Annotated in this window: 24 protein-coding genes; 7 read left to right on the top strand and 17 right to left on the bottom strand. The window is 59.8% G+C overall.

What is annotated here, in order from left to right; all coding sequences use genetic code 11:
• Positions 1 to 151 precede the first annotated feature (151 nt).
• Positions 152 to 1,396, top strand: coding sequence for a chloride channel protein (locus DWX63_RS06060; protein ID WP_117843123.1), 1,245 nt, complete (start codon positions 152 to 154; stop codon positions 1,394 to 1,396).
• A gap of 69 nt (positions 1,397 to 1,465) precedes the next feature.
• On the opposite strand, the gene DWX63_RS06055 is transcribed toward DWX63_RS06060, so the two are convergent.
• The 8 genes from DWX63_RS06055 to DWX63_RS06025 all read right to left on the bottom strand — a co-directional run bounded on the left by DWX63_RS06055 (position 1,466) and on the right by DWX63_RS06025 (position 8,206).
• Entirely contained in the window at positions 1,466 to 2,140 is a 675-nt protein-coding gene (locus DWX63_RS06055) for a TIGR00266 family protein (RefSeq protein WP_089572342.1), read from the bottom strand.
• A gap of 166 nt (positions 2,141 to 2,306) precedes the next feature.
• Positions 2,307 to 2,987: a cell wall metabolism sensor histidine kinase WalK gene (locus DWX63_RS06050; protein ID WP_117843122.1), complete on the bottom strand. Its 681-nt coding sequence runs from the start codon at positions 2,985 to 2,987 to the stop codon at positions 2,307 to 2,309.
• A gap of 60 nt (positions 2,988 to 3,047) precedes the next feature.
• Positions 3,048 to 3,668, bottom strand: a complete 621-nt coding sequence (locus DWX63_RS06045) for a hypothetical protein (protein WP_117843121.1) — start codon at positions 3,666 to 3,668, stop codon at positions 3,048 to 3,050.
• 2 nt (positions 3,669 to 3,670) lie between these two features.
• The gene (locus DWX63_RS11405) at positions 3,671 to 4,084 is read right to left on the bottom strand and encodes a response regulator transcription factor (RefSeq protein WP_199411119.1); all 414 of its coding nucleotides are present in this window, start codon (positions 4,082 to 4,084) and stop codon (positions 3,671 to 3,673) included.
• A gap of 3 nt (positions 4,085 to 4,087) precedes the next feature.
• Positions 4,088 to 4,354, bottom strand: coding sequence for a response regulator (locus DWX63_RS11400; protein WP_199411117.1), 267 nt, complete (start codon positions 4,352 to 4,354; stop codon positions 4,088 to 4,090).
• Positions 4,355 to 4,582: 228 nt separating this feature from the next.
• Complete coding sequence (locus DWX63_RS06035; RefSeq protein ID WP_233514485.1) at positions 4,583 to 5,161, bottom strand: methylated-DNA--[protein]-cysteine S-methyltransferase; 579 nt, start codon at positions 5,159 to 5,161, stop codon at positions 4,583 to 4,585.
• A 457-nt stretch (positions 5,162 to 5,618) separates the two neighbouring features.
• Positions 5,619 to 6,644: an aspartate-semialdehyde dehydrogenase gene (locus tag DWX63_RS06030; protein ID WP_117756859.1), complete on the bottom strand. Its 1,026-nt coding sequence runs from the start codon at positions 6,642 to 6,644 to the stop codon at positions 5,619 to 5,621.
• A gap of 173 nt (positions 6,645 to 6,817) precedes the next feature.
• Entirely contained in the window at positions 6,818 to 8,206 is a 1,389-nt protein-coding gene (locus DWX63_RS06025; protein ID WP_099432166.1) for an aspartate kinase, read from the bottom strand.
• Positions 8,207 to 8,310: 104 nt separating this feature from the next.
• On the opposite strand from DWX63_RS06025, the gene thrC reads away from it, so the two are divergent.
• Together thrC and thrB are read left to right on the top strand one after the other, a co-directional pair.
• A complete protein-coding gene (gene thrC / locus DWX63_RS06020) occupies positions 8,311 to 9,828 on the top strand; it encodes a threonine synthase (RefSeq protein WP_117843120.1) in 1,518 nt (505 codons plus the stop codon).
• A gap of 201 nt (positions 9,829 to 10,029) precedes the next feature.
• Positions 10,030 to 10,911 (top strand): homoserine kinase, encoded by an 882-nt coding sequence (thrB, locus tag DWX63_RS06015; RefSeq protein WP_117648278.1) that lies wholly within the window; start codon positions 10,030 to 10,032, stop codon positions 10,909 to 10,911.
• Between the two features lie 258 nt (positions 10,912 to 11,169).
• On the opposite strand, the gene yihA is transcribed toward thrB, so the two are convergent.
• The 9 genes from yihA to DWX63_RS05970 all read right to left on the bottom strand — a co-directional run bounded on the left by yihA (position 11,170) and on the right by DWX63_RS05970 (position 19,866).
• Positions 11,170 to 11,760 carry a ribosome biogenesis GTP-binding protein YihA/YsxC gene (gene yihA, locus DWX63_RS06010; RefSeq protein ID WP_089572350.1) on the bottom strand — a complete coding sequence of 197 codons (591 nt, stop codon included), beginning with the start codon at positions 11,758 to 11,760 and terminating at the stop codon, positions 11,170 to 11,172.
• Positions 11,761 to 11,798: 38 nt separating this feature from the next.
• The gene (gene mtnN / locus DWX63_RS06005; RefSeq protein WP_117818108.1) at positions 11,799 to 12,539 is read right to left on the bottom strand and encodes a 5'-methylthioadenosine/S-adenosylhomocysteine nucleosidase; all 741 of its coding nucleotides are present in this window, start codon (positions 12,537 to 12,539) and stop codon (positions 11,799 to 11,801) included.
• A gap of 78 nt (positions 12,540 to 12,617) precedes the next feature.
• The gene (locus DWX63_RS11215; protein ID WP_117637020.1) at positions 12,618 to 12,806 is read right to left on the bottom strand and encodes a hypothetical protein; all 189 of its coding nucleotides are present in this window, start codon (positions 12,804 to 12,806) and stop codon (positions 12,618 to 12,620) included.
• 31 nt (positions 12,807 to 12,837) lie between these two features.
• Positions 12,838 to 13,656 (bottom strand): pyruvate formate-lyase-activating protein, encoded by an 819-nt coding sequence (gene pflA / locus DWX63_RS05995; RefSeq protein ID WP_117843119.1) that lies wholly within the window; start codon positions 13,654 to 13,656, stop codon positions 12,838 to 12,840.
• A 187-nt stretch (positions 13,657 to 13,843) separates the two neighbouring features.
• Complete coding sequence (locus DWX63_RS05990) at positions 13,844 to 14,698, bottom strand: DegV family protein (RefSeq protein WP_117843118.1); 855 nt, start codon at positions 14,696 to 14,698, stop codon at positions 13,844 to 13,846.
• A 438-nt stretch (positions 14,699 to 15,136) separates the two neighbouring features.
• Complete coding sequence (gene grcA3 / locus DWX63_RS05985; RefSeq protein WP_055252439.1) at positions 15,137 to 15,388, bottom strand: autonomous glycyl radical cofactor GrcA3; 252 nt, start codon at positions 15,386 to 15,388, stop codon at positions 15,137 to 15,139.
• Positions 15,389 to 15,473: 85 nt separating this feature from the next.
• Complete coding sequence (pflB, locus tag DWX63_RS05980; RefSeq protein ID WP_117637024.1) at positions 15,474 to 17,525, bottom strand: formate C-acetyltransferase; 2,052 nt, start codon at positions 17,523 to 17,525, stop codon at positions 15,474 to 15,476.
• 469 nt (positions 17,526 to 17,994) lie between these two features.
• Positions 17,995 to 19,008, bottom strand: a complete 1,014-nt coding sequence (locus DWX63_RS05975) for a 2-keto-3-deoxygluconate permease (RefSeq protein ID WP_082435595.1) — start codon at positions 19,006 to 19,008, stop codon at positions 17,995 to 17,997.
• Between the two features lie 108 nt (positions 19,009 to 19,116).
• On the bottom strand, positions 19,117 to 19,866 hold the full coding sequence (locus DWX63_RS05970) for an SDR family NAD(P)-dependent oxidoreductase (RefSeq protein WP_117843116.1): 750 nt from the start codon (positions 19,864 to 19,866) through the stop codon (positions 19,117 to 19,119).
• Positions 19,867 to 20,116: 250 nt separating this feature from the next.
• Between DWX63_RS05970 and DWX63_RS05965 the strand changes: the two genes are divergently transcribed.
• From DWX63_RS05965 to DWX63_RS05950, 4 genes are all read left to right on the top strand, one after another.
• Complete coding sequence (locus tag DWX63_RS05965) at positions 20,117 to 20,566, top strand: MarR family winged helix-turn-helix transcriptional regulator (protein WP_117843115.1); 450 nt, start codon at positions 20,117 to 20,119, stop codon at positions 20,564 to 20,566.
• Positions 20,563 to 22,929, top strand: a complete 2,367-nt coding sequence (locus tag DWX63_RS05960) for an ABC transporter ATP-binding protein (RefSeq protein WP_117843114.1) — start codon at positions 20,563 to 20,565, stop codon at positions 22,927 to 22,929. Before DWX63_RS05965 ends, DWX63_RS05960 begins: the two co-directional genes overlap by 4 nt.
• On the top strand, positions 22,929 to 24,785 hold the full coding sequence (locus tag DWX63_RS05955; RefSeq protein WP_117843113.1) for an ABC transporter ATP-binding protein: 1,857 nt from the start codon (positions 22,929 to 22,931) through the stop codon (positions 24,783 to 24,785). The genes DWX63_RS05960 and DWX63_RS05955 overlap by 1 nt, the downstream gene beginning before the upstream one ends.
• 569 nt (positions 24,786 to 25,354) lie before the next feature.
• Positions 25,355 to 26,386: a 3-deoxy-7-phosphoheptulonate synthase gene (locus DWX63_RS05950; protein WP_117635771.1), complete on the top strand. Its 1,032-nt coding sequence runs from the start codon at positions 25,355 to 25,357 to the stop codon at positions 26,384 to 26,386.
• Positions 26,387 to 26,585 lie beyond the last annotated feature (199 nt).

Here is a 26,585-nt window from a genome sequence, read left to right as displayed (position 1 = left end):
CAGCCAACCAGCCGCCTCCTAGGCCGTCCGGTGATTATCTTGACGCGGCCCGTCGCATCTTATAAATTTGTTTTGCTAAAGCTGGAAAGCCTCTCAACGATGCGCAACTCCAGCTCTTTTTCTATCAAGAGAGCAAGTGTCGGAAAGCAAAATGTCAGAAAGCAGCGCTTCGAGCAGAATCAAACGCCTGGTCAACACCTATAGCGGTCTCGTGCTCATGGGCGCCGTCGGAATCCCTATCGGCGTTATCGTTGGCGCCATCTGTGCCCTTTTTGGTCGTGTGCTCCTGGCAATCGGCGCCTTCCGTGACGAGCACATCGTACTGCTCCTTCCCTTCCTCGCCCTCATGGGCTTGGCCATCGTATTTGCCTACCTCACCTGGGGCAAAGGCACCGATCGGGGCATGAGCTTAGTATTCGACGTAGGTCACGAACGCGAGGACGCCATCTCCCCGCGTCTGGTGCCGCTCATTATGCTGAGCACGTGGGCCACGCATCTCTTTGGCGGCAGCGCGGGACGCGAAGGCGTAGCCGTGCAGATCGGCGCAACCGTCTCGCATTGGATCGGCCGACGTCTACCTTTCCGAGAACCCGGCAACACGTTTTTGCTTATCGGCATGGCCGCCGGCTTTGCCGGACTCTTTCGAACGCCCCTCGCCGCCACGGTCTTTGCGATCGAAGTACTGGTCGCAGGACGCATGGAATACCGCGCGCTGTTTCCCGCGCTTACAGCCTCGCTCGCCGCAAGCATGACCTCCGGCGCTCTGGGGCTCGAGAAGTTTGAGGTCGCCGTTACCGCCTCGTATGCGCTCGACCTCCCCGGTCTTGGACGACTGGCGTTGTTGGGTATCGCGTTTGGTATGGTAGGTGGAGCTTTTGCCTGGTGCCTTGCCCATGCCAAGACCCTTGCAGCGCGGCTGCTCCCCAGCCCTTACATACGCGTTGCCGTTATGGGCCTTGCGCTGTCGGCGATTCTGTTCGCGCTGTGGCAGGGGCGATACTGCGGCCTTGGCACCAACCTGATATCCGCGGCACTGGGTGACAACGGTGAGGCGTCGATCATGCCTTGGGACTGGGCGCTCAAATTCGTACTCACCATCGCCACGCTTGCCGCAGGATATCAGGGTGGCGAGGTGACGCCGCTGTTCTCCATCGGAGCCAGCCTGGGTGTCGTACTCGCCGGGATTCTCGGCATGCCCGTCGAGCTCTGCGCCGCGCTGGGATACGCCGCCGTCTTTGGCAGCGCCACCAATACGCTGCTCGCGCCCATCTTTATTGGCTGCGAGGTCTTTGGCTTTAGCAGTCTGCCGACGTTCTTTATTGTCTGCGTCGTGGCCTACCTGTTCAACATGGATAAGTCGATCTATGCGCTGCAGGAGCACAGCCGCACCCGATAAACAGGGCGTTTGCCACCAAAAAACGCGCACGACAGGCCGGGCCCGCCGCGCGCGTCATCCTATACACGATTAGTTATTGTTGTTGGTCATCGAAGCCACTGCTGCCGCAAGATTGGAAATGGGCATTGTCTGCAGCCAGATGCGCCCCGGACCGGTGAGCACAGTGTTGAACACGCCTTCACCGCCAAACATGATGTTTTTGACGCCCTTGACCATCTGCGCGTCGATGCTCACCGTCTCCTCAAAGCCGGCCACGTTGCCGGTATCTACAATCATTTGCTGGCCAGCAGCAAGCTCGTACTCAACTAGGTCGCCGTCGATCTCGGCAAAGGCAATACCCGAGCCCGTGAGCTTTTGCATGATAAAACCCTCGCCGCCAAAGACGCCGGTCTTTGCCTTCTTGTTAAAGTGGATGCTCAGCTCAACACCACTTTCCGCGGCAAGGAACGAACGCTTCTGCAAAATCCAGCTCTTACCAGGGCCAATCTCGATCGGTATAATGCGGCCGGGGAAGCAAGAGCCAAACGCAATCATGCCATCGCCGTGCGCGGTCCAAATGTTTTGGAACAACGCCTCACCCGAAAAAGCCTTAGAGAACATCTTGCCTATACCACCGCCCGAGGTGGACATCTCCATGTTGGGGGTCATCCAGACCATGGCACCGCTTTCGGTGATCATGGATTCGCCGTCGCTAAGGTTGCACGTAACAACCGGGAAAGCCCCTCCGCCGATCTCGTACTGCATGACCGTCTCCTTTCCTTCGGGAGCCGAACAACGATGTCCATATTTTAGCAGTTAGAGGTGCGTTTATTTGGGTCGGTGGCGTTCATGGCGCCGATCACCGCCAGCCTCCGCTGCCGTCTGCACAGATAAAACCTGCCAAAATAAACCTGTCCCTTTTTGGCAGGTCTTAGAGGCGGACGGTGAAGGTGATCTGGTTACCGTGGCCGCAGACAGAAGCGCTCCCGCCATGGGCTTCGGCGATGGCACGCACCACGGATAGGCCCACGCCCGAGCCGCCCGTCTTGGAGCTGCGCGACACGTCCGCACGATAGAAGCGGTCGAACAATCGATCTAGGTCGCCTTCGGGCAGCTCGTCCACGGCGTTCGATACGACGAGCTCGGTGGCGCCCTTACCCTGAACGCGCGAAACGGCACGCAGGCTCAGCTCAATCACGCTGCCCTCGCTCGCATAGCGCGTGGCGTTGTCCAGAAGCAGCTCAACCACCTGCGCCACCGCCGCAGCATCGGCATGGGCCCGCACGCCGCACGCAATCGACGTCGACAGACGCTTGCCGCGCGAAACCGCCACCGATTCAAACGGCGCCGCAGCCTTGTCCACGGCCTCCGAAAGATCGATCGATGTCATGGTAAAGCCCGCCGAGCCCTCGTCCATACGTGCCAAAAACACTAGACGTTCCGTGAGCGCCGTCAGCCGCGCAACCTGCTCGTGAATGCTCTGCGTCCACTCACTTTCGCCGCTCTCGATCTCTTGTACCTCATTGGCGGCGTCAATTACAGCCAGCGGCGTCTTGATCTCGTGGCTCGCATCGGTAATAAAGCGCTTTTGCTTGCTGTAGCTCTCGACCATCGGTCGAATCACCGCGCCCGAGGCACCCGCCACAATTGCCAGCACCGCCAGCCAGCCAATTCAACTGATCGCCACGCTCGCGCTCAAAAACGAATGAAAGCTTGCAAGCTCGCGCGAGCAGTCCACGAACACATAGGTGATCTCGTCGTCCTGGACGTCGGTCGTATAACGATAATTGCCAGAGAAGCCCGAGGTCCAGCCCTTGGCATGCAGCCTTGCGGCAATACTGGCGGCGCGCTTGGCACCAACCGCGGCAATGCGGGCCGTATTGACATCGGCAACCTGTCCGGCGTCAATCGTCACCGTAAAGTAGCGCGTGTCGAAGGGAGACTCCGCCGTCATGCCTTCGAAGTGTCTGATGCGAACGCCCGCTTGGCTATCGCCGGCATCCTTGCCATTAGCGGGCTCGGCTTTAGGCTCGTCCCCCCAATCGATACCGTCCTTGCCCGCCAAAATATAGTCCAGGCGAGCGTCGGCCATCTTGCAGACATGCGAATAATTGACGATGTTGATGCCGGCGATGATAAGCGTGAGCACCACGGTCACGGCGCCCATGGCAACGAGGATAAACTTGCGACGCAGACGGCGGCCCAATGCGTCAACAGAATTAGCCCGCCCCGTACTACTCGAGGCGGCGTGAAACCACTCCGTCATGCGCTTGCACCACGCGCTCGCGCTCACGCTTATTCGCCTTCCTCGACAACCTCGAGCGAATAGCCCTGGTTGCGCGACGCGCGAATGGCAACGTTGGCACCAAGCGCCGTCAGCTTTTTGCGCAGGTACGGGATATAGACCCACACCACGTTGGCGCCTTCGGGCGCGTCCTCACCCCAAACCTCGAGCATCAGACGTTCAGTGGGCATGCGCGTGCCGGCGTTGCGCATAAAGAGCTCCATAAGCTGAAACTCACGATTGGCCAGGTGCTCCTCACCCAAGGGACCCGCAAGCGTGCACGATGCCGTGTCGAGGCGCACGTTGCCCACGCTGAGCGTCGTGGCGTCAATTGCCGTGGCGGCACGCGTCATGGCACGAATGCGAGCAAGTAGCTCCTTGGCGGCGAACGGCTTAGTCAGGTAATCGTTGGCGCCGGCGTCCAAGCCCTAGACCTTATCGGACACCTCGCTTTTTGCCGTAAGCATAATGATGGGCAGACGTTTGCCGGCCTCACGCGTGCGCTTGAGCACCTCGATGCCGTCCATGCCGGGCATCATGATGTCCAAAATTGCGGCGTCATAGTCGTTGGCAAGTAGATTCTCGAGCGCCGTCAAGCCGTCGAGGGCGGTGTCGACCTCGTAGTCGCTATGTTGAAGAATCGCGGTGAGGGCGCGGGAGAGACCAGGTTCGTCCTCGGCAAGCATCAGCTTCATAGTTGCTCCTTTGGCGCATGGAAATACAGGTTTCGATACTGCCGATAATAGCGCACCGAAAGCTGCCTTAGCACAGCCCTAGCGGCTCAACCTGCGCGTTTTCAAATACGCAAGATATGGCTTAGCCAAACTTAAAGCGCAGATGCCAAGCGTCTGGACGCATGCCGGCCGTAGAAGGACGGAGGCTCGTCCTTTCGCGGCGTCCTAGTTATGCAAAGCGTTCGAGCGCTATTCCTCGTACGCGCCCTCAAGCCGAAGCAGCCACTCCTTGCGATCAAGGCCGCCAGCATATCCGTTGAGCGATCCGTCGACCGCGACCACGCGATGGCACGGCACGATAATCGAAATGGGATTACGCGCAACCGCAGCCCCCACCGCACGAGGAGACACGACGGGTGCCTCATTTCCCGGCACACGATGTCGAGCCGCAACACGCTGAGCGATCTCGCCATACGTAGCGACTTCGCCACGCGGAATTGAAAGCAGCTCAAACCAAACCTCGCGCTGGAACGCCGTGCCGATCATATGCAACGGCGGCGTAAACCGAGGCTCCTGCCCCGCAAAATAAGCATTCAGCCAAGCCCAAGAACGCTCAAGCACCGAAGAAGCCGCGCCATTTGCCGGACTCACCGGCAACATGCCACCGGTACCGGAAACCGCGTCGGCGCCTTCAACATGTTCGGAGTCTTCCCGGAGAAGCGTGGAACCAAAGTGCTCCTGCCCCTCAAACCAAAGCCCCGTCAGACCGCGGCCATCAGCGGCAAGCAAGATTTCGCCCAAAGGCGAGGCAAATGTCGTCGTGACCACCAGCGGCTCCTTTCAAAACTCCGCAACATAATACCGCGAATTGTGCAGACAACCCCAATCGACCCCAAAGTCACCCAAGGCAGCAGGCGCGACAGCGCCCCAGCTGCCGCACGACCCCAAAGTCCCCGCAGGCAGCAGGCGCAACGCGCCGCAGCTGCCGGCCGCGCTCCGCAGCCCCCCCCCAAGGCGGCAGGCGCAAAGCGCCGAGGCCGCCGCCGGGACTAGGGCCCGCAACAACCACGTGCCCCCACATCAGCCCAGCGGCCCCAACCAGCAACGGCTCCATCGCAGGCCGCTCGCAGCCGAGTCGCCGCAGGCGGGGTCCGGGCTTAGTTTTCAGAACACTCCGCAGACCAGTGTGGCGCCTTGTCCGCAGCTCCGAAGGAGCAGGACAAGGCGCCACACATGGTCGAGGACGTTCTGAAAACTAAGCCCGGACCCCGCCGGACAGGTCGCACTACTCGCAGAGCAGCTTAGCGATCTGGACGGCGTTGGTTGCCGCGCCCTTACGGATTTGGTCGCCGCAGCACCAGAAGGTGATGCCGCGCGCGGCCTCGGGGTTCGAGATGTCGCGACGCACACGGCCGACCCAAATCAAATCCTGGTCGGAGGTGTCCATCGGCATGGGGAAGCGGTCGTGTGCATCCTCGGCGCTCATGTCGTCAACCAGTTTCACTCCCGGAGCGGCAGCCAGCGCAGCACGGGCCTCTTCCACCGTGATGTCGCGCTCAAACTCGAGCGTAACGCTCTCGGAGTGCGAGCGCAGCACGGGCACGCGCACGCAGGTGCAGTTCACGCGCAGCTCGGGCAGGTGCATGATCTTGCGGCCCTCGTTCTGCAACTTCATCTCCTCGGAGGTAAAGCCCTCCTCCTTGACACCGCCGATCTGCGGAATCAGGTTGCTCGCCAGCTGGGCGGCAAACGCGCGCGGCTCGGGAATCTCCTCGCCACGGCCCAGGGCGGCAAGCTGAGCCTCGAGCTCGGCCATACCGGGAGCGCCAGCGCCCGAAGCTGCCTGATACGTGGACACGATCATACGCTTCACGCCAGCAAGCTGGTGCAGCGGCCACGTGGGAACCAGGCCGATGATGGTCGCGCAGTTGGGATTGGCGATAAGGCCGTGATGCCACTTGATGTCGTCGGCATTGATCTCGGGCACGACCAGCGGCACCTCGGGATCCATGCGGAAGGCGTGGCTGTTGTCGACCACGACGGCGCCGCGCTTGACGGCCTCGGGCAGTAGCTCCTTCGCAATATCGTCGCCGGCGGCGCCGAGCACGATGTCGCAGCCCTCAAAGGCCTCGGGGCAAGCCTCCTCAATCACAACCTGCTCGCCGCGGAACTCGACGGTCTTGCCCGCAGAGCGCGCGCTCGCTAGCAGCTTGAGCTTGCCGACCGGAAACTCCTGCTCGTTGAGGCACTCAAGCATCTGGGTGCCCACGGCTCCCGTCGCGCCCAAAATAGCAACCGTGTACTGTTTCATGCTTCCCCCTTTAAAGGCTGTGGCTTTTGCCCGCACGCCGAGCAGGCCGATTATTGTTGCCAGTGTATACAAGAACAGGGCGGGCACGAAACCCGCCCCGTCGAAACGAAACCGAAACGAAACGCCCCGCCGTAGTTTTTGAAGCAAGTCCCAAAAATCTACTGGGATAGCAGCTACTTGTGGAGCGCGGCCGGAGCGGGATCGACCGGCACGGGAGCCTCCAGGTCGGAGACCTTCACAATGCCGTTCTCGTCGGAGAAGGCGCGGTAAATGGTCCGAATCGCCAGGTCGAAGTCCTTCTCCTCTACGCCGATAATGATGTTGATCTCGTCGCAGCTCTGCGAAATCATACGTACGCTCACGCCGGCCTGACCAAGCATGCCAAACAGATGGCCCGAGATACCTGCGCGGCCGCGAAGGTTACGGCCGACGGTCGCGATGAGCGCCAAACCCTCGACAACCTCGATCTCGAGCGGCTCGACCTCCTGCTGAATGTCGCCCACGAGCGAGTACAGCGAGTCGTGCACATCCTGCTCCTGCACCACGGCGCCAAAGCGGTCGACGCCGGTGGGCATATGCTCGACGGAAACGTCATAGCGTTCGAACACCGAAAGTGCACGGCGCATAAAGCCGACACGGGGCTTGGTGCGGTCGCGGGCAACGTTGATGGCGACAAAGCCGCGCTTGCCGGTCACGCCGGTAATGATAGGCTCCGCCTCACCCTCGTCAGCCGTCTCGCTAATGATGGTGCCGGGGTCCTGCGGCGCATTGGTGTTCTTGATGACCAGCGGAATGCCTGCCTCGCGCACGGGGAACACGGCCTCCTCGTGCAGGACGCTTGCACCCATGTACGAAAGCTCGCGCAGCTCCTCGTAGGTAACGCGCGCAATGGGCTGAGCCTCGGGAACAATACGCGGATCGGCAGAATAGAAGCCCGAAACGTCGGTCCAGTTCTCGTACAGGTCGGCACCAAGGCACTTGGCCAGAATCGAGCCGGAAATATCGCCGCCGCCACGGTCGAGCAGCTTGATCTGCCCCTCACGCGTCGCGCCGTAGAAACCGGGCATAACAAAGCCGCCCTGCTGGCCGTACTCCTGCACCAGCTCGGCGGTGCGGTTCATGCTGAGCGTACCGTCATGATGGAACGCCACGACCGTCGCGGCATCCAGGAACGGCAGGCCCAGGTACTCGGCCATCAGGCGAGCGGTAAAGTACTCGCCGCGGCTTACGAGCTCCTCAGTAGAGTAGCCACCGGAGCGAGCACGCTCGGCAAAGGCCGCAAACTCTTCGCGGATGGGATAGGTGAGCCCCAGCTCGTCAGCGATATCAAAATAGCGCTGGCCGATGTCCTCGAGCAGCTCCTCGCACGACACGTGGTACTTGACGTGCGCGTTGACCAAGTAGAGCAGATCGGTCACCTTGGTGTCGCCCTTAAAACGGCGACCGCAGGCAGAAACCACCACAAAACGGCGGGCCGGATCGGCATCGACGATGGCCTTGATCTTCTTAAAGTGTTCGGCGTCGGCGACCGACGAGCCGCCAAACTTGGCAATCTTAATCATGGGCTGGAGGTTACCTTTCTAAAAAGCCTCTGCGAACCTATTTTGCGCGCTCTGATACCATGGTTTCACCGATTGGGACCAAGGCATCCGAGGAGCAGTGTTATATGGGAACTTATCATAGTACACGAGGACGCACTTTATCGTGCTCAAGTAAGGTGGCAATCCGTACCGGCATCGCTCCCGACGGGGGTTTGTTTGTCTCGGACGAGCTCGGCACCCAGCAGGTCGATATCAGCTCGCTTGCAGATAAATCGTACTTTGAAATCGCTCAAGATGTGTTGGGAATGTTACTGAATGATTACACGACCGAAGAAATTTCGGCCTGTGTGAATGAGGCATACCGCGGCACGTTCGCGAGCGAAGAGGTCACGCCGCTCGTCAAACTCGACGCCGCACCGGGCGCTGACGTCCCTCAGACCTATGTGATGGAGCTCTTTGGCGGCCCCACAAGCGCCTTCAAGGACGTCGCCCTGCAGATGCTCCCCCGTCTGATGGCCCGCACTTCCGCCAAGGACGGCGGCGCCGAGCGCATCATGATCGTCACCGCCACGTCGGGCGACACGGGCAAGGCAGCACTCGCCGGCTTTGCCGACGCCCCGGGCACGGGCATCACCGTCTTTTATCCCGAAGGCAAAGTCAGCCGCGTGCAGAATCTGCAGATGTCCACGCAGGAGGGCGATAACGTCGCCGTCTGCGGCATCCGCGGCAACTTCGACGATGCCCAGAGTGCCGTCAAGCGCATCTTTGCCGATAAGGAGCTTGCCGAGCGCCTGGAAGCCGCCGGCACTGTGCTTTCGAGTGCCAACTCCATCAACGTCGGCCGCCTGGTGCCGCAGGTTGTCTACTACTTTGCCGCCTATGCGCAACTGCTGCGCGCCGGCGCTATCGAGGCTGGCGACGCCGTAGAGTTCTGTGTGCCCACCGGCAACTTTGGCGATATCTTGGCCGGCTACTACGCCAAGTGCATGGGTCTGCCCGTCGCCAAGCTCGTCGTGGCGAGCGACAAGAACAACGTGCTTGCCGACTTCCTGACCACCGGCGTTTACGACCGTAACCGCCCGTTCTTCACGACCATCTCGCCGTCGATGGACATCCTTATTAGCTCCAACCTGGAGCGCATGCTCTACTTCTTGTCCGACGGCGACTGCGAGCTCGTTGCCGGCCTTATGGAGCAGCTGGCACAGACTGGTCGCTACGAAGTTCCCGCCGACCTGCTGGCAAAGATTCAGAGCGTCTTTGGTTGCGGTTGGGCCAGCGAGGACGAGGTCCTCACTGCCATCAAGAGCTGCTGGGACGCGAACGGCTACGTGATCGACCCGCACACCGCTTGCGGCTATCACGTCTTCGAAAAGGTCGCTCCCGCCGAGGGCGCCAAGGCCCGCGTGTTGCTTTCGACCGCCAGCCCCTACAAGTTCCCGCGAGCCTGCTGCGACGCCTTGGGCCTCGACGTTCCCGAGGATGATTTTGAGGCTATGCGTGTGCTCGAGCAGGCCACCAACACGGTCGCCCCGACCCAGCTCGCCGAACTCGAGTCCAAGCCCGTCCGCTTCGAAGACGTCTGCGACGTCGATGAGATGGCAAGCTACGTCGAGTCTGCAGCAAAACGAATGAGCACCAACTAAACCCCTTATTAAGCGCCGTCGAAAGCCGGCGCACCTTCTTTTTATTAAGCTTTCGGGATGATGACGAGCATGCGAGCGGGTCTGGCCGTTTAGTTCGTCGCGAGTTCCGCACGAGCCGGAAAGCACTTAATGTGCTTTCCGAGCGAGCCAGGACTGCCCGAGCAGCGAACTAAACGGCCAGACCCGCCCAGGAGGACCCACATGATCAAAATCACCGTCCCAGCAACCAGCGCCAACCTAGGCATCGGCTACGACACCCTCGGCATGGCCGTCAGCCTCTACTCGCACTTCACCTTCGAGCGTACCGACAAGCTCACCATCACGGGCTGCCCCGAGGAGTTCCAAAACGAGAACAACCTGGTCTATGTGAGCTTTGTCGATGCTCTGGCCGCCTGGGGCGAGCAGGCCTTCCCCGTTGCCATCGACATCCAGACCGATGTACCCGTCGCTCGCGGCCTGGGTTCCAGCTCCACCTGCGTCGTCGCTGGCATCATGGCGGCCGCCGCGCTGACGGGCCACACCGTCGACCGTGCCGAGCTCGTCCGCATTGCCACCGAGGTCGAGGGCCATCCCGATAACGTCGCCCCTGCCATCCTGGGCGGCGCCGTTTGCTCCTTTACGCCGACTGATTCGCTCCCCCAGTGCCTGCGCTACGAGGTGAGCGATCGCTTGCGTTTTATTACCGTGATTCCGCCCTACGAGGTGCATACGAGCGAGGCGCGCAAGGTTGTGCCGCAGGAGATTCCACTCTCCACCGCCGTATGGCAGATGGGCCGCATCGCCGGCATGACGCGCGGTCTCGAGACCGGCGATCTGGACCTGATTGCCGCCGCCAATGACGACCGTATCCAGGAACCCTATCGTCGCCGTCTGATTCCCGACTACAACGCTGTGCGCGACACCTGCCTTAACGGCGGCGCCAAGACCATCTGGATCAGTGGCTCCGGCTCGACCCTCATGGCCGTAACCGACGATACCATCGTGGCGAAGTTCCTGCAGGTCAAGCTGCGCGAGCAGTTCCCCAAGTGCGATACGCATATTCTGACGTGCGACACGGAAGGCGCTCAAATCGAGTACCTGTAGACATCCTCCTCATATACCTGTCCGGGACGGTCGGGATGTTCCCTCAAAATCGTCCTCGCGCATGAAGGCCCCTTGTCCTGCTCCTACGGAGCGACGGACAAGGGGCCTTCGCGCTGCGGAATGATTTTGAGGGAACATCCCGACCGTCCCTGCGCCTACCTTGCTGAGGATGTCTACAGGGACCCACGCTTTGAAGGGGCGCCGGGCTGATAGTTTGGCTTTTTATTGGTAGGGGCTCTTGCTAGACTGAAGCACTTATTAGAGGCACGCCTCGGCAATGCGGCGCTTGAGCTCGTCGATGCCCACACCGGTTTGGGAGCTTGTGATGATTACGTTTTCGGCCGGGACGTTGAGCTGCTTTTTGATGGCTGCTGCCTGGCGGGCCTGCTGGGTGCGGCTGAGCTTGTCGGCTTTGGTGAGGCAGACGATAAAGTTGAACTCGTTGCCCTGCAGGTAGTCGATCATGTCATGATCGAGCTTGCTGGGGTCGTGACGAATGTCAACCAGCGATACGACCAGGTTAAAGCTGCGCTCGGAGTCAAAGAAGTCGCCAATAAGCTCGGCCCAGCGGTCGCGCTCGGCCTTGGAGCGACGGGCGAAACCGTAACCCGGCAGGTCCACGAAATGCACGTCGTCGGCCTCAAAGAAGTTGATGTTGCTCGTCTTGCCCGGCGTACTGGAAACCTTGACCAGGTTCTTGCGGCCAAAGAGCTTGTTCATAATCGACGACTTGCCCACGTTGGAGCGGCCGACAAAGCTCACCTCGGGGCAGGTGGACTCGGGAATCTGCGAAACCTTGCCGTAGCTGGCGACGAACTTGGCAAGCTGGTAGTTAATGGAATCGGCCATGGACACTCCTTGGTCGTAGGTTCTTACAAAAGAGCGCGCTATTGCGCAGCAGCAATGCGGCGGACGATATCGAGCGTGATGTCACTTGCGACACGCGCGTACTCGAACAGATCGAACTCTCGGTCGCAAATTGCATCGTACGCCTCGTCACAATTATCGCTGATAGCGCGCAACACCAGGCAATCGACACCATTTTTGGTTGCGACATGGGCAATTGCCGCGCCCTCCATGCCGACACAATCGGCATGCGTCGCCTCGATAGCGTCGTTGCGCATGGCGGTGCCCGTCACAAAGCGGTTACCCGTGGCAATCGTGCCGACCAGGAATTGTTTGGCTCCCTCGTTCGAAGCGGCTGCATTTGTCGAAGCATCAACAAACCCACGCTCAGCAAGCACGTCGACGGCAATATCGACCAGCGCGGGTGTCGAGCCAAACTCCTCGAGCCCCGGTGCGGACTCGGCGATAAGCGCGGTATCGGTATCCAGATAGCGTAGGCGTTTGCCAATGACCACGTCGTCGATATGGAGCTTGGGGTTCAAACCGCCCGCAATGCCCGAAAACACAACAGCCTGCGGAGCATACTTGCTAATGAGGTGCTGTGTTGCAGCGGCGGCGTTCACCGTGCCCATGCCCGCCGTTGTGGCGACAACTGTCAGACCGTCGAGCTCACCGCTCACAACGGTCAAGCCTGCCTCCCGCGCCTCGCAAACGTCGCTCAGCTCTTCCTTAATCTGCATGATCTCTTTTTCGAGCGCACCGATAATCGCGATGGTAGCCATACCATTCCCCAAACCTATACGAAATTCTCAACCACGGTATGGTACCAGCATTTTGTTTGACCTCGCCAAACGAACACGCTAAGCCAGTGCAGCTCGCGTATCAAACAGAGCCTTTGCAATCGCGGCCGTAACCTCGCTCGAGCGGTCGCTCCACGGCATCGATGTCATGACGCTCATGACATAGGTACGGCCATCGATGTCGATAAGGCCCGCATCGCATGTCGAATAGTAACCATCCTCGCTGACCCAACCCACCTTGTTGCACATCTTAAAGGGTAGTCAATTTGGGACGGGCTTGTTAGCCAATGGCCGACCTGAGCTCCGCACGGCGCTTTTTCATGCCGGCCATGACGGCGTTGCGCAGCTCGGGCATGCGCGCGGTATCCATCTGGGGCACGCCCTCGAGCTTATAGGGAATACCCAGCTGCTCGTACTTGACGACACCCATCGTGTGATACGGCAGCATTTCCAGGCCCACCACGTTGTGCCATGGAGCGATCAGGCGACCGAGCTTCTCGCATTCCTCCGCCGTATCGGTGATACCCGGCACCACCACGTGGCGAATAACAACCTTAATCTTGCGACGGGCAAGCTCATCGCCAAACGCCAGGATGCGCGCAGGATCGCAACCGGTCAGCTTTTTATGCTCAACCGGATCGGCATGCTTGATGTCGAGCAGCACCATATCGGTCTCGTTGAGAACAGCATCGAACTTCTCCGGATGCTTGGGATCAAATGCATAGCCACAGCTGTCTAGGCAGGTGTGTACGCGGCCATCGGGGTTGTTGTGCATTGCACGGAACAGGTCGGCCAAAAACTCGGGCTGCAGGAGCGGTTCGCCGCCCGAAACGGTAATGCCGCCGCTACGGTAGAACTCATGGTTGCTCTGGAACTCGTCCATGAGATGCTCGACGGTCACCATCGTGCCGCCGTTAACAGACCAGGTATCGGGATTGTGGCAATACGCGCAGCGCATGGGACAGCCCTGAACAAACACCACAAAGCGGATGCCGGGTCCGTCGACCGTTCCCATCGTCTCGATCGAATGCACGCGACCCAGGGCATACGCAGAGTCCTCGGGACGAGCGTCCACACCCTCAAGCGTCATTTCTGCCATTCGCGCTACCTTGCCTCTCCTTGGATGCAACCAATTAAAATGCCAGAGCCATTCTAGCCCATACGCCTGATGGCGAAACGGTTTAGCGGTCAATTTGATCGTCCTATTTGACTCCACGCAAAAGCGGCGGGAAGGTTGTCACAACCCGCTCGCCGCCGAAGCAATAGAAATCGATAGACGCCAGGCCCTACGCCTTAAGCGTAAGCACCGCGCCAAAGGCGGTCGGGCCGCAGTGGCTCGAGATGACGCCGCCGACCTGAGTCCAGGTAACGTCCTTAAAGCCCAGGTCGTGCGCATAGACTTCCATATCGTCGCGCAGCTCCTCGGAAAGGCCCACTGAATACGCCAAACCAATGTGCGAGTAATCAATATCGCCCTTCGCAACCATGTGGTCAATAAAGGCACGGGCACATTTGAGCATAGAGCCGCGGAGCTTCTTGGTCGCCACGAATTTGCCACCCGTTACCTCAATGCAGGGCTTAATCTTGAGCAGATGGGCGCCAAGAAACGCGACGTTGGACAAGCGACCACCCGCCTTAAGGAAGGCAAGGTCCGTAGGAACAAAGCCCAGCAGCACGCGGTCCATCACCGAATTGGTAAAGGCGAAAATCTCGTCGACGGTGGCATCCGGATGGGCTTCGATATACTTGGCGGTCTCAACGGCGACAAGCGACTGGCCCACCGACACAAAGCGCGTATCCATGGAGAAGACGTAATCGCGGCCCTTTGCCGCAATCTTCGACGACTGATGCGAGCAGGTCGTAACCTCGGAATACGCAAGATGCAAAATGGTCGCGTCGGGCTGCTCGGCGTGAATGCGGTCGTACACATGCGCAAAATCCGCCGGCGAGCAACCGCTGGTCTTGGGCATCACGCCAAACTCGTTGCAGCGCGAGTAAATCTCAAGCGGGTCGATCGATCCGTCTTCGACGGTCTCGTCACCAATCGTGACATGCATGGGCACGCGCATGATGCCATAGCGCTCGCAGAGCTCCGGCGTCACATCCGAACCAGACTCAACCACGATTACGTACTTGCCCATTATCATCACAACCCATCTCGACGTTGGCTTTTGAATATGTGACGCACGTCCGCCGTCCTGCTGCAGAACGGCCTCCAAGCGCCAAAGAGACGCCGCCCCTTGCACACAACAAAGGACAGCGTCTCCCTGGAAAACTCCGTGCTTATCTGAGATTCTACACGGTTTATTAAGGAGTGTTACTTATTCCGCAAACGGTGGCTATACGCGATAAACGGTAGCAAGCAAGAATCCAGAACGCTCAACCCATTAGGAGAGTTCCGCCTAAAGGGTGACTACACAGGACCCCGCCGGGGCTGTTTGGGCTACCTCCCAAAATATTCCGCAGGACGCAAGAAGCCCTCGCCGCACGAAGTGCGCAGCGAGGGCTTCTTGCATGTCCGAGGACGTTTTGGGAGGTAGCCCAAACAGCCCCGGCGATCCTGCGGGAGTTAAACCCCTTTAGAACTTGTTGTGGAAGGTACGCGAAATGACCTCGTCCTGCTGCTCCTTGGTGAGCGTGTGGAAGTTCACGGCGTAGCCGGAAACGCGAATGGTCAGCTGCGGGTACTTCTCGGGGTGAGCCTGAGCGTCGAGCAGCGTCTCACGGTTGAAGACGTTGATGTTCAGGTGGTGGCCACCCTTCTCGGCGTAAGCGTCGAGCATGTGGACCAGGTTATCGGCCTGAGTCTCGGAAACTTCAGAAACCTTCATAATGTGTCTCCTTCGATCGATAGGCGCCGGCCGAAACCGGCGCACTAATCAGTAATCGTTATTGTTAGTATAGCACTAACAATAGTTACTCGCCCAGCTGATCAAGGTCGATATCGCCAAAGAACACCTGGTCCTCCTTGCCGAGCGCACCCGGGATGATGGAGAAGGTGTTGGAGATGCCGTCCTGAGCATCGCGGAACGGGAGCTTGGAAACCGAAGACAGCGAAGCGATGGCGCCGTGGCTATCGCGCTTGTGCATGGGGTTAGCACCCGGGGCGAAGGGCTGGCCAGCCTTGCGGCCATCAGGCGTAGAACCGGTCTTCTTGCCGTACACGACGTTGGAGGTGATGGTCAGAACCGAGGTCGTGGGCACGGAGTTGCGGTAGGTGTCGTTCATGCGGATGTACTCCATGAACTGGTGCACAACGTCGTGAGCGATCTGGTCGACGCGGTCGTCGTCGTTACCGTACTTGGGGAACTCGCCCTCGGTCTCGAAGTCGACGATGATGCCGTTCTCGTCACGGACGGGGTGGACCTTGGCGTATTTGATGGCGGACAGGGAGTCGGCCACGACGGAAAGGCCAGCGATGCCCGTAGCGAACCAACGGTGCACGTGCTTGTCGTGCAGAGCCATCTGGATACGCTCGTAGCAATACTTGTCGTGCATGTAGTGAATGATGTTCAGCGAGTTGACGTACACGCCAGCGAGCCACTTCATCATGTCGTTGTACTTGGCCACAACGTCGTCGTAATCGAGCGTGTCGCCCTCGACGGCGCGGTACTTGGGGCCGACCTGCTTCTTGGAGACCTCGTCAACACCGCCGTTGAGTGCGTACAGCAGGCACTTGGCCAGGTTGGCGCGGGCGCCGAAGAACTGCATCTCCTTGCCGATGCGCATGGAGGACACGCAGCAGGCAATGCCGTAGTCGTCGCCGTGATAGACGCGCATGAGGTCATCGTTCTCGTACTGGATCGAGGAGCTGGCGACAGAAGTCTTGGCGCAGAACTTCTTGAAGTTCTCGGGCAGACGGGTCGACCACAGAACGGTCATGTTGGGCTCGGGGCTGGTGCCCATGTTCTCGAGCGTGTGCAGGTAGCGGTAGCTCATCTTGGTAACGAGCGTACGGCCGTCAACACCCATGCCGCCGATGGACTCGGTGACCCACTGCGGATCGCCGGTAAACAGGGCCTGGTACTCGGGGGTACGGGCAAACTTGACCATGCGGAGCTTCATGATGAAGTGATCCACGAACTCCTGGATCTGCTCCTCGGTGAAGGTACCGTTGGCAAGGTCGCGCTCAGCGTAGATGTCGATGAACGTGGAGGTACGGCCGATGGACATGGCGGCGCCGTTCTGCTCCTTGACGGAAGCGAGGTAGGCGAAGTACATCCACTGGATGGCCTCCTGCGTGTTGGTAGCAGGGTTGGAAATGTCGAAACCATAGGTCTCGGCCATCATCTTGAGCTCGCCGAGGGCGCGGATCTGCTCCTGCAGCTCCTCACGATCGCGGATGTTGTCGGCGGTCATGACCGTCGGGGTGGAAGCCTTCTGGGCCTCCTTGTCCTTGATCAGGTAGTCGACGCCGTACAGGGCAACACGACGGTAGTCGCCGATGATGCGGCCGCGGCCATAGCCATCGGGCAGACCGGTGATGATGTGAGCCGAGCGGCAAGCACGCATCTCGGGGGTGTAAACATCGAAGACGCCAGCGTTGTGGGTCTTGCGCTCGAAGGTGTAGCGCTCGACAACGTTCTCGTCGACCTTATAGCCGTGCTGGCTGGCAGCCTGGCAAGCGATGCGGATGCCACCGTTGACGTGCAGCGCGCGCTTGAGCGGCTTGTCAGTCTGGAGACCGACGATGGTCTCCTTCTCGCGGTGGGCGTTATCGATGTAGCCAGCGGGGTGGCTCACGATACCCGTAACGGTCTTGGTGTCCATATCGAGGACACCGCCCTGCTCGCGCTCCTTAAGCAGCAGGTCGAGAACCTCGCCCCACAGCTCCTTGGTACGCTCGGTCGGGCCGGCGAGGAACGACTCGTCGCCCTCGTAGGGGGTGTAGTTCTTCTGGATGAAGTCTCGGACGTCAACTTCTCCCGTCCAGATGCCTTCCTTGAAGCCTTCCCATGCCTCCTGCATTGTGTAACCACGCTCCTAGTTACGTGTAATGCGGCGCTCTCTCACACCGCTGCTTATTGAATTCTTGAATGTTCGGCTTGCACTACCGGCTTCTTCCGTTCTTCACCACACGTTGGTGCAGGGAAAACGTTTGTCCACCTTGGAACTACAACCCAAAACCCAAGATTTCACCCGTTTGAGAAGGATAACATAGCGACCCTCTCCATCTGGGCTGTTATATGTTTCTTTTTTTATATCATAAAGGCGTTTTTTACAAACCCGCAGGAAATGCGAGCGCGAACAACTACCGTTCACCGATTTGTTTGGTATTTTTCCTTGCCTTTGTACGACGTTCACTCTAGCTGTTATGCCAGCTTTATCAGGGTAAAGTGTTCCAGAGACCCCGCAAAAACTGCAGGGCGGCCACGGGATTTCCCCCGGGACCGCCCTGTGGCATGGTTAGTTATTTAGCTTTGATTGCCGCTTGGCATTAGGCGGCTGCGGCGGCCTTGTCGGTCGTTGCCTTGCTGTGGCCCTGACCCTCAAAATGCTTGTAGCACCAGCTGGTGACCAGCGGGGTCAAAATGGCCGTCACGATAGCACATGCTGCAACCTGCGCCGTAGCCGTCGCGAGCACCGCGCCGCCGTACATGGTCTCGTTGACGCTTGCCATGGCAGCAGGCGTGGCCACATTGGCTCCGGCGCAGCTCGAAATGGCTGCACCTGCGACACCCGTACCGCCCGTGAGCTTATCAACCGCGATGACGGGAATTGCAAAGACCACCGAGCAGATCACGCCGAGCAGAATACCGGGAAGACCGCCATTAATGAGCTGGCCAAAGGTCATGGTCGAGCCCATGGCAAAGAAGACGAGCACGATGATGGCGGAAAGTGCCGGTGCCATCATCTTCTTAAAGCTCGGGAAGAGGTTACCCAGAATAATGCCGACGACGATCGGCAGGATGGCGCCCACGAGCGACCAGCCGATCGGAGCCTGACCGGCAGCGCCGAGCACGATCATCGTGACCGGAGGGCCGACAACCAGCGTGGTGATGGCGACGGCGCCACGCTCGGCCTCATTGCCCATGGTGCCCATCAGGCCAGCGTACATAGCGTTGTTGGCGCCGGTGCAAGCGGCCAGCATCACCATGGCAGAGATGCCAAACAGGTTGTCGTTGAATACATAAAGGATGAGCAGCGACACGGCAACGACCACGATCTGCTTGACGGCGATGATGATGGCGCCGCGGGCAGCGGCGGCAGGAGCACTCTTAAACGAAATCGTCGTACCGACGATGAGCAAAAAAGCGCCCACGAGCGGGCCTGCGCCCTGCTGAGTCATGCCAAGCGTAAAACTGCCGAGCGTTTTGAACAGGTCGGGGAATAGCGTGTTGAGCAGGCAGCCCAGCAAAAGCGGCACCAAAATATTGGCACCCGGGATGGAGGACATCTTAAAGAACGGCTCCTTTGCCGCCGGCGCCTCCACCGCAGTCGATTCACTCATATATATCTCCTTTGGATGCATGCGAATCGTAGCCGCACGCGCCTTTGTCAGAAAGAAGGCGACGGTCCCGAGTCGCAGGAGCCGTCGCCGAATTAACGTCGCGGGGTATTACCCGTCCAGAACGATGCCACCGTCGCAGTCACCGATCTCGCCGTTCACGAAGCTAGCGAGGTCGGAAGCGAAGAAGAGCACCATCTGCGCAGGCTCGCTGGCCTGGGCGGCGCGGCCCAGAGGAATACCGTTGATGATGCGCTGAGAGTTCTCGTCAGAGAGAATCGAGGTCATATCGGTAAGGGTGAGCGACGGGCACACGGCGTTGCAGCGGACGCCAAACTTGCCGCCTTCCTTGGCGACTGCCTTGGTTAGACCGTTAACACCGGCTTTGGAGCTGGCGTAGGCAGCGGTGCCGAGCAGGCCGCCGCCGATCTTGCCAGCAACAGAGCTCACGTTGACGATAGTGCCGGCATGGGCCGCCTTAAAGTGCGGGTACACGGCGTTCATCATGGTAAAGGCGCCGTTGAGGTTGATGTCGATGGTGCGACGCCACTCGGTGTCATCGATCTCGTCGAACTTCTTGGTGCTGATGACGCCAGCGCAGTTGATCAGGATGTTGGTTTGCGGCAGGTCCGTAAAAATCTGCTCGACGGTCTCACGCGCCTTAGGCGCATCGGCAACATCGAGCTGATAGAACTTGTTGCCCTCGCCAAGCTCGGCCACAGCGGCCTCGCCCTTGGCAGCGTTCCTTGCGATGAGCGCGACGTGTCCGCCGCCCGCGACGATGCCCTTGGCGATCTCGAGGCCAATGCCCTGAGTGCCACCCGTGACAATCGCGGTCTTGCCCGTGAAGTCAAATGCCATGACTCCATCCCCCTTTATATAAGGTGTCTCCTTGCGGGAAGTTGGAGCATCGCACGTGGCGATTAATGAGTCCCAGTCGTCATGGTGGTGACAACCCCTCGCCTAACCGCGGGCATAATAGTTCTTTGAAACGCTTCAGCAATTGAATTTTTTAACTCTTTATGCGCTCTTTATATTGCCCACTGAATGAGGCCCGAATATGCGGGTATCATCTTCCACCGAAAATAGTTTCTAGTGTTAGGGGTTTTCGGTGGAAGATACCGATTTCCATGAGCTTGGGCGTCAACTCTTAACTGAGTTTGGCAGCATGCATCAGCGCATTTCGCGCTCTGCGGACAAAGCTCTCGGCGGCGAGATGGCTGTCATGCGCGCCCTCATGCTCGCTGGCGGTTCGCTCACGCCGAGCGAACTCGCAAATCGCGCCTGGGTCTCGAGTGCCCGCATCGCCAATATCTTACGCACTCTCGAAGCCAAGGGCTGGGTCGAGCGCGAGCACTCAAAGACCGACCGTCGTCGTGTACACGTCACGATGACCGATAAGGGATTCCAGAATCTCGAAATCAAACGTCGGGAATTCGAGGAGCGCACCGCGGCCTTCCTCGAGCAGCTCGGCGAAACAGATACCCAAGAGATGGTGCGCCTTCTAAGGCGTTTCAACGAAATTATCGACCGCAATCAAGAAAGGAGAGATGCCGAGTGAGGATTCTCAAGCTCTTTAAAAAGCATGTCCTGGCACTGTTCACAGCTATCGTACTTATCGTAATCAGCTGCAACGCCGATCTGGCACTGCCTACCTACATGAGCGACATCGTCGACGTGGGCGTGCAGCAAGGCGGCATCGCCTCGCCCGTGCCCGACACCATTCGCGCCGAATCGCTCGACGACCTCGAACTCTTTATGAGCGCCAAGGATGCCAAGACGGTAGAGGCTGCGTTTGGCAAGGCGGACAAGAACGGCATCCGCACGTACAAGGGCACCGAGGACGAGCGCGCCGACGGCAGCAAGATTGCCGACATCATGAGCCTGCCCGAGACCGTCGTACTTTCGCTCAACCAAGGCATCGATGCCAGCTCCATGGGCGACATGATGGGCGCGTCCAGCGAGAAAGACAACAGCGACCCCCAGGCCATGCCCACCCCCGAGCAGATGGCGGCAATGACGCCCGAGCAGCTCGCCGAGATGCAGCAGAAGGCCGCAGCGGCGCAGAACATGCAAAAGCAGATTGATGCCGACGGCGGCAAGATCACCATGAAGAGCCTGCGTCTAGGCGTTGAAGGCGGCCTCATCGACCAAGGCAAGCTCGTCGAGGGCGCCAACGAAATGGCGGACAAAATGGGCTCCATGTCGGGCTCCATCGTCACTCAGCGCGCCGTGAGCTATGTGCAGGACGAGTACAAGGCACAGGGCATCAACCCCGCCGACGTGCAGAACGCCTACCTGGGCCGCATGGCGACCACGATGTTTGGCCTGTGCCTGGTGTCGCTTGTCGCCACCATCCTGACCGGCGCCGTGGCTTCGCGCACCGCCTGCTCCATCGCCCGCGACCTGCGCCGCGAGACCTTCAACAAGGTTATGCACTTCTCGCCGGCCGAGGTGGGCAAGTTTAGCCAGGCCTCGCTCATCACTCGCTGCACCAACGACATTCAGCAGATTCAGATGGCCGCAACCCTGTTTATCCGCATGTGCCTCATGGCGCCCGTCATGGGCATCGTCGCCGTCATGCGCGTCCTGGCCAACCACACCGGCCTGGAGTGGACCATCGCCGTGGCCATCATCGCGGTCTCGGCCGTCGTCGGCGTGCTCATGGGCCTCACCATGCCCAAGTTCAAAAAGATGCAGAGCTTTGTGGACCGTGTGAACCTTACCGCCCGCGAGCTGCTCGACGGTCTTATGCCCATCCGCTCGTTCAACCGCGAGGAGCATGAGCTCGAGCGTTTTGACAAGGCATCACTCGACCTGATGACCACACAGCTCTACACCAACCGCGCCATGAGCTTTATGATGCCGCTCATGATGCTCGTTATGAACTGCATCACCGTGCTTATCGTCTGGTTTGGCGCGCAGGGCGTGTCCGACGGTGTGATGCAGGTCGGCAACATGATGGCGTTCATCTCCTACACCATGCAGATCGTCATGGCGTTTATGATCCTCACCATGGTTTCGGTCATCCTGCCCCGCGCCGAGGTCGCAGCCGAGCGCGTGGAAGAGGTCATCACCTGCCCCACCAGCATCAACGACCCTGCCTCGCCCAAACTGCCCGCGGCCAGCGCGCCGCGCGGTGAGCTCACCTTCCGCAACGTGAGCTTCCAGTATCCCGATGCCCGCGCCGATGTCATCAGCGGCGTGAACTTCACCACGCATGCCGGTCAGATGCTCGGCATCATTGGCTCCACGGGCTCGGGCAAGTCCACGCTCGTGCAGCTGATTCCGCGCTTATACGACGTCACGGGCGGCAGCATTTCGCTCGACGGCATCGACGTGCGCGACATGACCCTTTCCGAGCTGCGCCGCCGCATTGGTTACATCCCGCAGCAGGGTCGCCTGTTCTCGGGCACCGTCGAGAGCAACCTCAAATTTGCCGGCGACATGGTGAGCGATGATGACATGCGCCAGGCGGCACGCATCGCACAGGCCGAGGACTTTATCGCCGAGCGCGAGGGCGGCTACGACTCCCCCATCAGCCAGGGCGGCTCCAATGTCTCGGGCGGTCAGCGCCAGCGCCTGGCCATCGCCCGCGCGTTGGCCAAAAAGCCCGAGGTCGTGGTGTTCGATGACTCGTTTAGCGCCCTCGACTACAAGACCGACGCGCGCCTGCGCGAGGAGCTTGCCAAAAACGTTACCGACGCCGCGCTCGTGGTCGTGGCCCAGCGCATCGCGACCATCATGCACGCCGATCAGATCATCGTGCTCGACGACGGTCACGTAGTGGGCACCGGCACGCACGAGGAGCTGCTGCACGGCTGCCCGGCGTACCTGGAGATTGCACAGTCGCAGCTTTCCGCCGAGGAGCTGGGGCTTACCCAAGAAGAAATTGCAGCCGTCATGGAAGGAGGCGAGCGCTAATGGCAGACGAGACCAAGACTCAGATTCCCAAGCCCACCCGCCAGCGTGGTCCCATGGGCCGCATGGGTGGCATGCGCCGTGGCGAAAAGGCCAAGGACTTTAAGGGCACCATGAGGCAGCTGCTCGGCTATATCGGCCAGCACAAGATTGCCGTGTTTGCCGCCGTCGCCTTTGCCGTGTGCTCGGTCATCTTTAACATTGTGGGGCCCAAGGTGCTTGGCCAGGTTACGACTAAGCTGTTCGAGGGCTTGGTTGCCAAGGTCAACGGCACCGGCGATGTCGACTTTGCCTGGATCGCCAAGACGCTCGGCTTTTTGCTCTGTCTGTATCTGGCGAGCTCTGCCTGCAGCCTGATCCAAGGCTGGCTCATGACCGGCGTCACGCAAAAGATTTGTTATCGCATGCGCAAGGAGATCGCCGCCAAGATCGCTGTCGTGCCGATGAGCTACTTCAACGGCCACAGCAAGGGCGACGTGCTCAGCCGCATCACCAACGATGTCGACACGCTGGGTCAGTCACTCAACCAGAGCGTGACGCAACTCATCACATCGGTGACGCAGATTATCGGCGTGCTCGTCATGATGCTGTCGATCAGTCTGCCGCTCACCGGCGTCACCGTGCTCACGCTGCCGGCAGCCGCGATTATCCTGACCGTGATGATTCACTTCTCGCAGCCGTACTTCCGCGAGCAGCAGCAGGTCCTGGGCGCCGTCAACGGCATCATCGAGGAGGACTTTGCCGGCCAGAACGTCATTCAGGTGTTCGACCGCGCCGAGGCCTCGATCGAGGAGTTCGACAAAGAGAACGACCGCCTCTTTATGAGCGGTTGGCGCTCTCAGTTCCTGTCGGGCCTGATGATGCCGCTTATGAGTCTGGTGGGCAACATGGGCTACGTGGGCGTCGTCGTGGTGGGCGCGCAGCTCGCGCTGACCGGCAATGCCACACCCGGCGACATCCAGAGCTTTATCCAGTACGTTCGCAACTTTACGCAACCCGTGCAGCAGCTGGGCAACGTGAGCAACACGATGCAGTCGATGGCCGCCGCCACCGAGCGCGTCTTTGAGTTCCTGGCCGCGGCCGAGGAGGAGCAGAAGGCCGACGCGCAGATTCCCGAGAAGCGCCCCGGCCACGTGGAGTTCGACCACGTCAAGTTTGGCTACACGCCGGACAAGACCATCATCCACGACTTTAGCTGCGAGGCGCAGCCCGGTCAGACCATCGCCATCGTCGGCCCCACCGGCGCTGGCAAGACCACGCTCATTAAGCTGCTGCAGCGCTTCTACGACGTGGACGGCGGTTCGCTGCGCGTCGAGGGCATCGACGTGCGCGACTGGGACCGCGCGGCGCTGCGCGGCGAGTTTGCCATGGTGCTGCAGGACACCTGGCTGTTTAACGGCACCATCCGCGAGAACATCCGCTACGGACGCCCCGATGCGACCGACGCCGAGGTCGAGGCCGCCGCACGCGCCGCACGCTGCGACCACTTTATCCATACGCTCGCCGGTGGCTACGACTTTATGATCAACGAGGAGGGCACTAACCTGTCGCAGGGTCAGCGCCAGCTCGTGACCATCGCCCGCGCCATTTTAGCCGACCGTCCGGCGCTGATTTTGGACGAGGCGACCTCCAACGTCGATACCCGCACCGAGGAGCTCATCCAGCGCGCCATGGATGCGCTGATGCAGGGCCGCACGAGCTTTGTCATCGCGCATCGCCTGTCCACGATCCGCAACGCCGACGTGATCTTGGTGATTCGCGACGGCGACATCGTCGAGAAGGGCACGCACGACGAACTGCTCGCCCAGGGTGGCTTCTACGCCGACCTGTATAACTCGCAGTTCGACGAAGCGGCGTAAATTCTGCCGCAGGGAACGAATAACGCCCGAGAACGGGGACGCAGGACAATCTGCGTCCCCGTTTTTGTTTTGCAGCCCTCGAACCGCCTCCCCTGGGACCTGATTGACGCCCTCCCTCAAGGCCCCGTGGACAAAAAATGGCAAATATGAGTACTGTCACCTTTTTAGTAACAGCCAAAACTGCCCCAAACGACCTCATTGCGGCCTAGATATGCCTTCAAATTGATCAAAATGCCCGGTAGCATACTTCTGTGTGCCAACGTTAATGAACATATTTACTGTTGTGTCTATTATCTTGTAAGATCGATATGATACTACGCTAGCAACAGTACTCATATTTGCCATTTTTTGTCCACAGGGTATGCCGCAGAAGATCCAACTTGCTCCAGCGTGCCGTACGTTGGCCCTCCCCTTCCGGCGAGCGCCGACATTTCCCCAGATAAAACCGACCAAAATAAACCTGTCCCTTTTCGGCAGGTTTCACTTGCACTTTAGCGTGCGACAGCGGATAATGCCGAGCATTCGAGAATTTGCCAATTGTTGCCGTTAATTGATAAAGGAGGCCCCATATGGCCATGGAATTCAAGCGCAGGCTGCCGATCCCCATGGAGATCCGCGAGGAAATGCCGCTTTCCGCCGAGCTTACCGCCAAAAAGCAGGCATTCGACGCCGAGGTCGCCAAGGTCTTTACCGGCGAAGACGCACGCAAGGTGCTCATCATCGGCCCGTGCTCTGCCGACCGCGAGGATTCGGTGCTTGAGTACATGAACCGACTGGCCAAGACCGCCGAGGAGGTCAAGGACAAGCTCATCATCATTCCGCGCGTCTATACCAACAAGCCGCGCACCAAGGGCACCGGCTACAAGGGGCTGCTGCACAACCCCGACCCCGAGGCGCCCGATGACCTGCTTGAAGGCGTTAAGGCCATCCGCCACATGCACCTGCGCGTCATCGAGGAGACTGGCTTCTTTACCGCCGACGAGATGCTCTACCCGTCCAACTACCAGTACCTCGTCGACCTGCTGAGCTACGTCGCCGTGGGCGCGCGCTCGGTCGAGAACCAGGAGCATCGTCTGGTGTCGAGCGGCATTTCGGTGCCTGTGGGCATGAAAAACCCCACCGCCGGTTCCACCACCGTTATGCTCAACTCCATCTACGCCGCCCAGGCACATCAGAGCTTTATCTTCCGCAACTGGGAGGTCGAGTGCGACGGCAACCCGCTCGCGCACGCCGTCATGCGTGGCTACATCGGTCTCGACGGTCGCACCTACCCCAATTACCACTACGAGCACCTGGAGCGCCTGGCCGAGCGCTATACCGAGCATGCCGGCTACGCCAATCCGGCGGCAGTCATCGACTGCAACCACGACAACTCGGGCAAGCGCCCGCTGGAGCAGTACCGCATTTGCAAGGAGGTACTCGACAGCTGCCGCCGCAACGAGTCCATCTCCAAACTGGTCAAGGGCTTTATGATCGAATCTTACCTTGAGGACGGCAACCAGCCGGTCGATGGTGGGGTCTTTGGTAAGTCGATCACCGACCCGTGCCTGGGCTGGGAAAAGACCGACTACCTCATCCACGAGATCGCGGAGCGGGTTTAGTTACGCGGGCCGCATTTGGACAATCTGACGTTCAACTTCAAGGGCGCGACCAGAAGGTCAGCGCCCTTTCGTTTCACGTCACCTTGCCTCAAATGAGCCCCACTCGCTGTCGGTCCTCTGCCTGCGGCGTTGTCTTACTCCGGATGCGGCAGTTAGGGACGTTCCTTTTAATATGAGCAGGACATTGTCAAGAGGCAAA

This window comes from Collinsella sp. AF20-14LB (assembly GCF_003459505.1).
Taxonomy (GTDB): Bacteria; Actinomycetota; Coriobacteriia; order Coriobacteriales; family Coriobacteriaceae; genus Collinsella.
This window is presented reverse-complemented; position numbering and strand designations above follow the sequence as displayed.

Excerpts from the sequence above, each read along its gene's own strand:
- DWX63_RS06060 (WP_117843123.1), top strand. The coding sequence starts at position 152 with ATGTCAGAAAGCAGCGCTTCGAGCAGAATCAAACGCCTGGTCAACACC.
- DWX63_RS06055 (WP_089572342.1), bottom strand. The coding sequence starts at position 2,140 with ATGCAGTACGAGATCGGCGGAGGGGCTTTCCCGGTTGTTACGTGCAAC.
- DWX63_RS06050 (WP_117843122.1), bottom strand. The coding sequence starts at position 2,987 with ATGGTCGAGAGCTACAGCAAGCAAAAGCGCTTTATTACCGATGCGAGC.
- DWX63_RS11400 (WP_199411117.1), bottom strand. The coding sequence starts at position 4,354 with ATGAAGCTGATGCTTGCCGAGGACGAACCTGGTCTCTCCCGCGCCCTC.
- DWX63_RS06030 (WP_117756859.1), bottom strand. The coding sequence starts at position 6,644 with ATGAAACAGTACACGGTTGCTATTTTGGGCGCGACGGGAGCCGTGGGC.
- DWX63_RS06025 (WP_099432166.1), bottom strand. The coding sequence starts at position 8,206 with ATGATTAAGATTGCCAAGTTTGGCGGCTCGTCGGTCGCCGACGCCGAA.
- thrC (WP_117843120.1), top strand. The coding sequence starts at position 8,311 with ATGGGAACTTATCATAGTACACGAGGACGCACTTTATCGTGCTCAAGT.
- thrB (WP_117648278.1), top strand. The coding sequence starts at position 10,030 with ATGATCAAAATCACCGTCCCAGCAACCAGCGCCAACCTAGGCATCGGC.
- yihA (WP_089572350.1), bottom strand. The coding sequence starts at position 11,760 with ATGGCCGATTCCATTAACTACCAGCTTGCCAAGTTCGTCGCCAGCTAC.
- mtnN (WP_117818108.1), bottom strand. The coding sequence starts at position 12,539 with ATGGCTACCATCGCGATTATCGGTGCGCTCGAAAAAGAGATCATGCAG.
- DWX63_RS11215 (WP_117637020.1), bottom strand. The coding sequence starts at position 12,806 with ATGTGCAACAAGGTGGGTTGGGTCAGCGAGGATGGTTACTATTCGACA.
- pflA (WP_117843119.1), bottom strand. The coding sequence starts at position 13,656 with ATGGCAGAAATGACGCTTGAGGGTGTGGACGCTCGTCCCGAGGACTCT.
- DWX63_RS05990 (WP_117843118.1), bottom strand. The coding sequence starts at position 14,698 with ATGGGCAAGTACGTAATCGTGGTTGAGTCTGGTTCGGATGTGACGCCG.
- grcA3 (WP_055252439.1), bottom strand. The coding sequence starts at position 15,388 with ATGAAGGTTTCTGAAGTTTCCGAGACTCAGGCCGATAACCTGGTCCAC.
- pflB (WP_117637024.1), bottom strand. The coding sequence starts at position 17,525 with ATGCAGGAGGCATGGGAAGGCTTCAAGGAAGGCATCTGGACGGGAGAA.
- DWX63_RS05975 (WP_082435595.1), bottom strand. The coding sequence starts at position 19,008 with ATGAGTGAATCGACTGCGGTGGAGGCGCCGGCGGCAAAGGAGCCGTTC.
- DWX63_RS05970 (WP_117843116.1), bottom strand. The coding sequence starts at position 19,866 with ATGGCATTTGACTTCACGGGCAAGACCGCGATTGTCACGGGTGGCACT.
- DWX63_RS05955 (WP_117843113.1), top strand. The coding sequence starts at position 22,929 with ATGGCAGACGAGACCAAGACTCAGATTCCCAAGCCCACCCGCCAGCGT.
- DWX63_RS05950 (WP_117635771.1), top strand. The coding sequence starts at position 25,355 with ATGGCCATGGAATTCAAGCGCAGGCTGCCGATCCCCATGGAGATCCGC.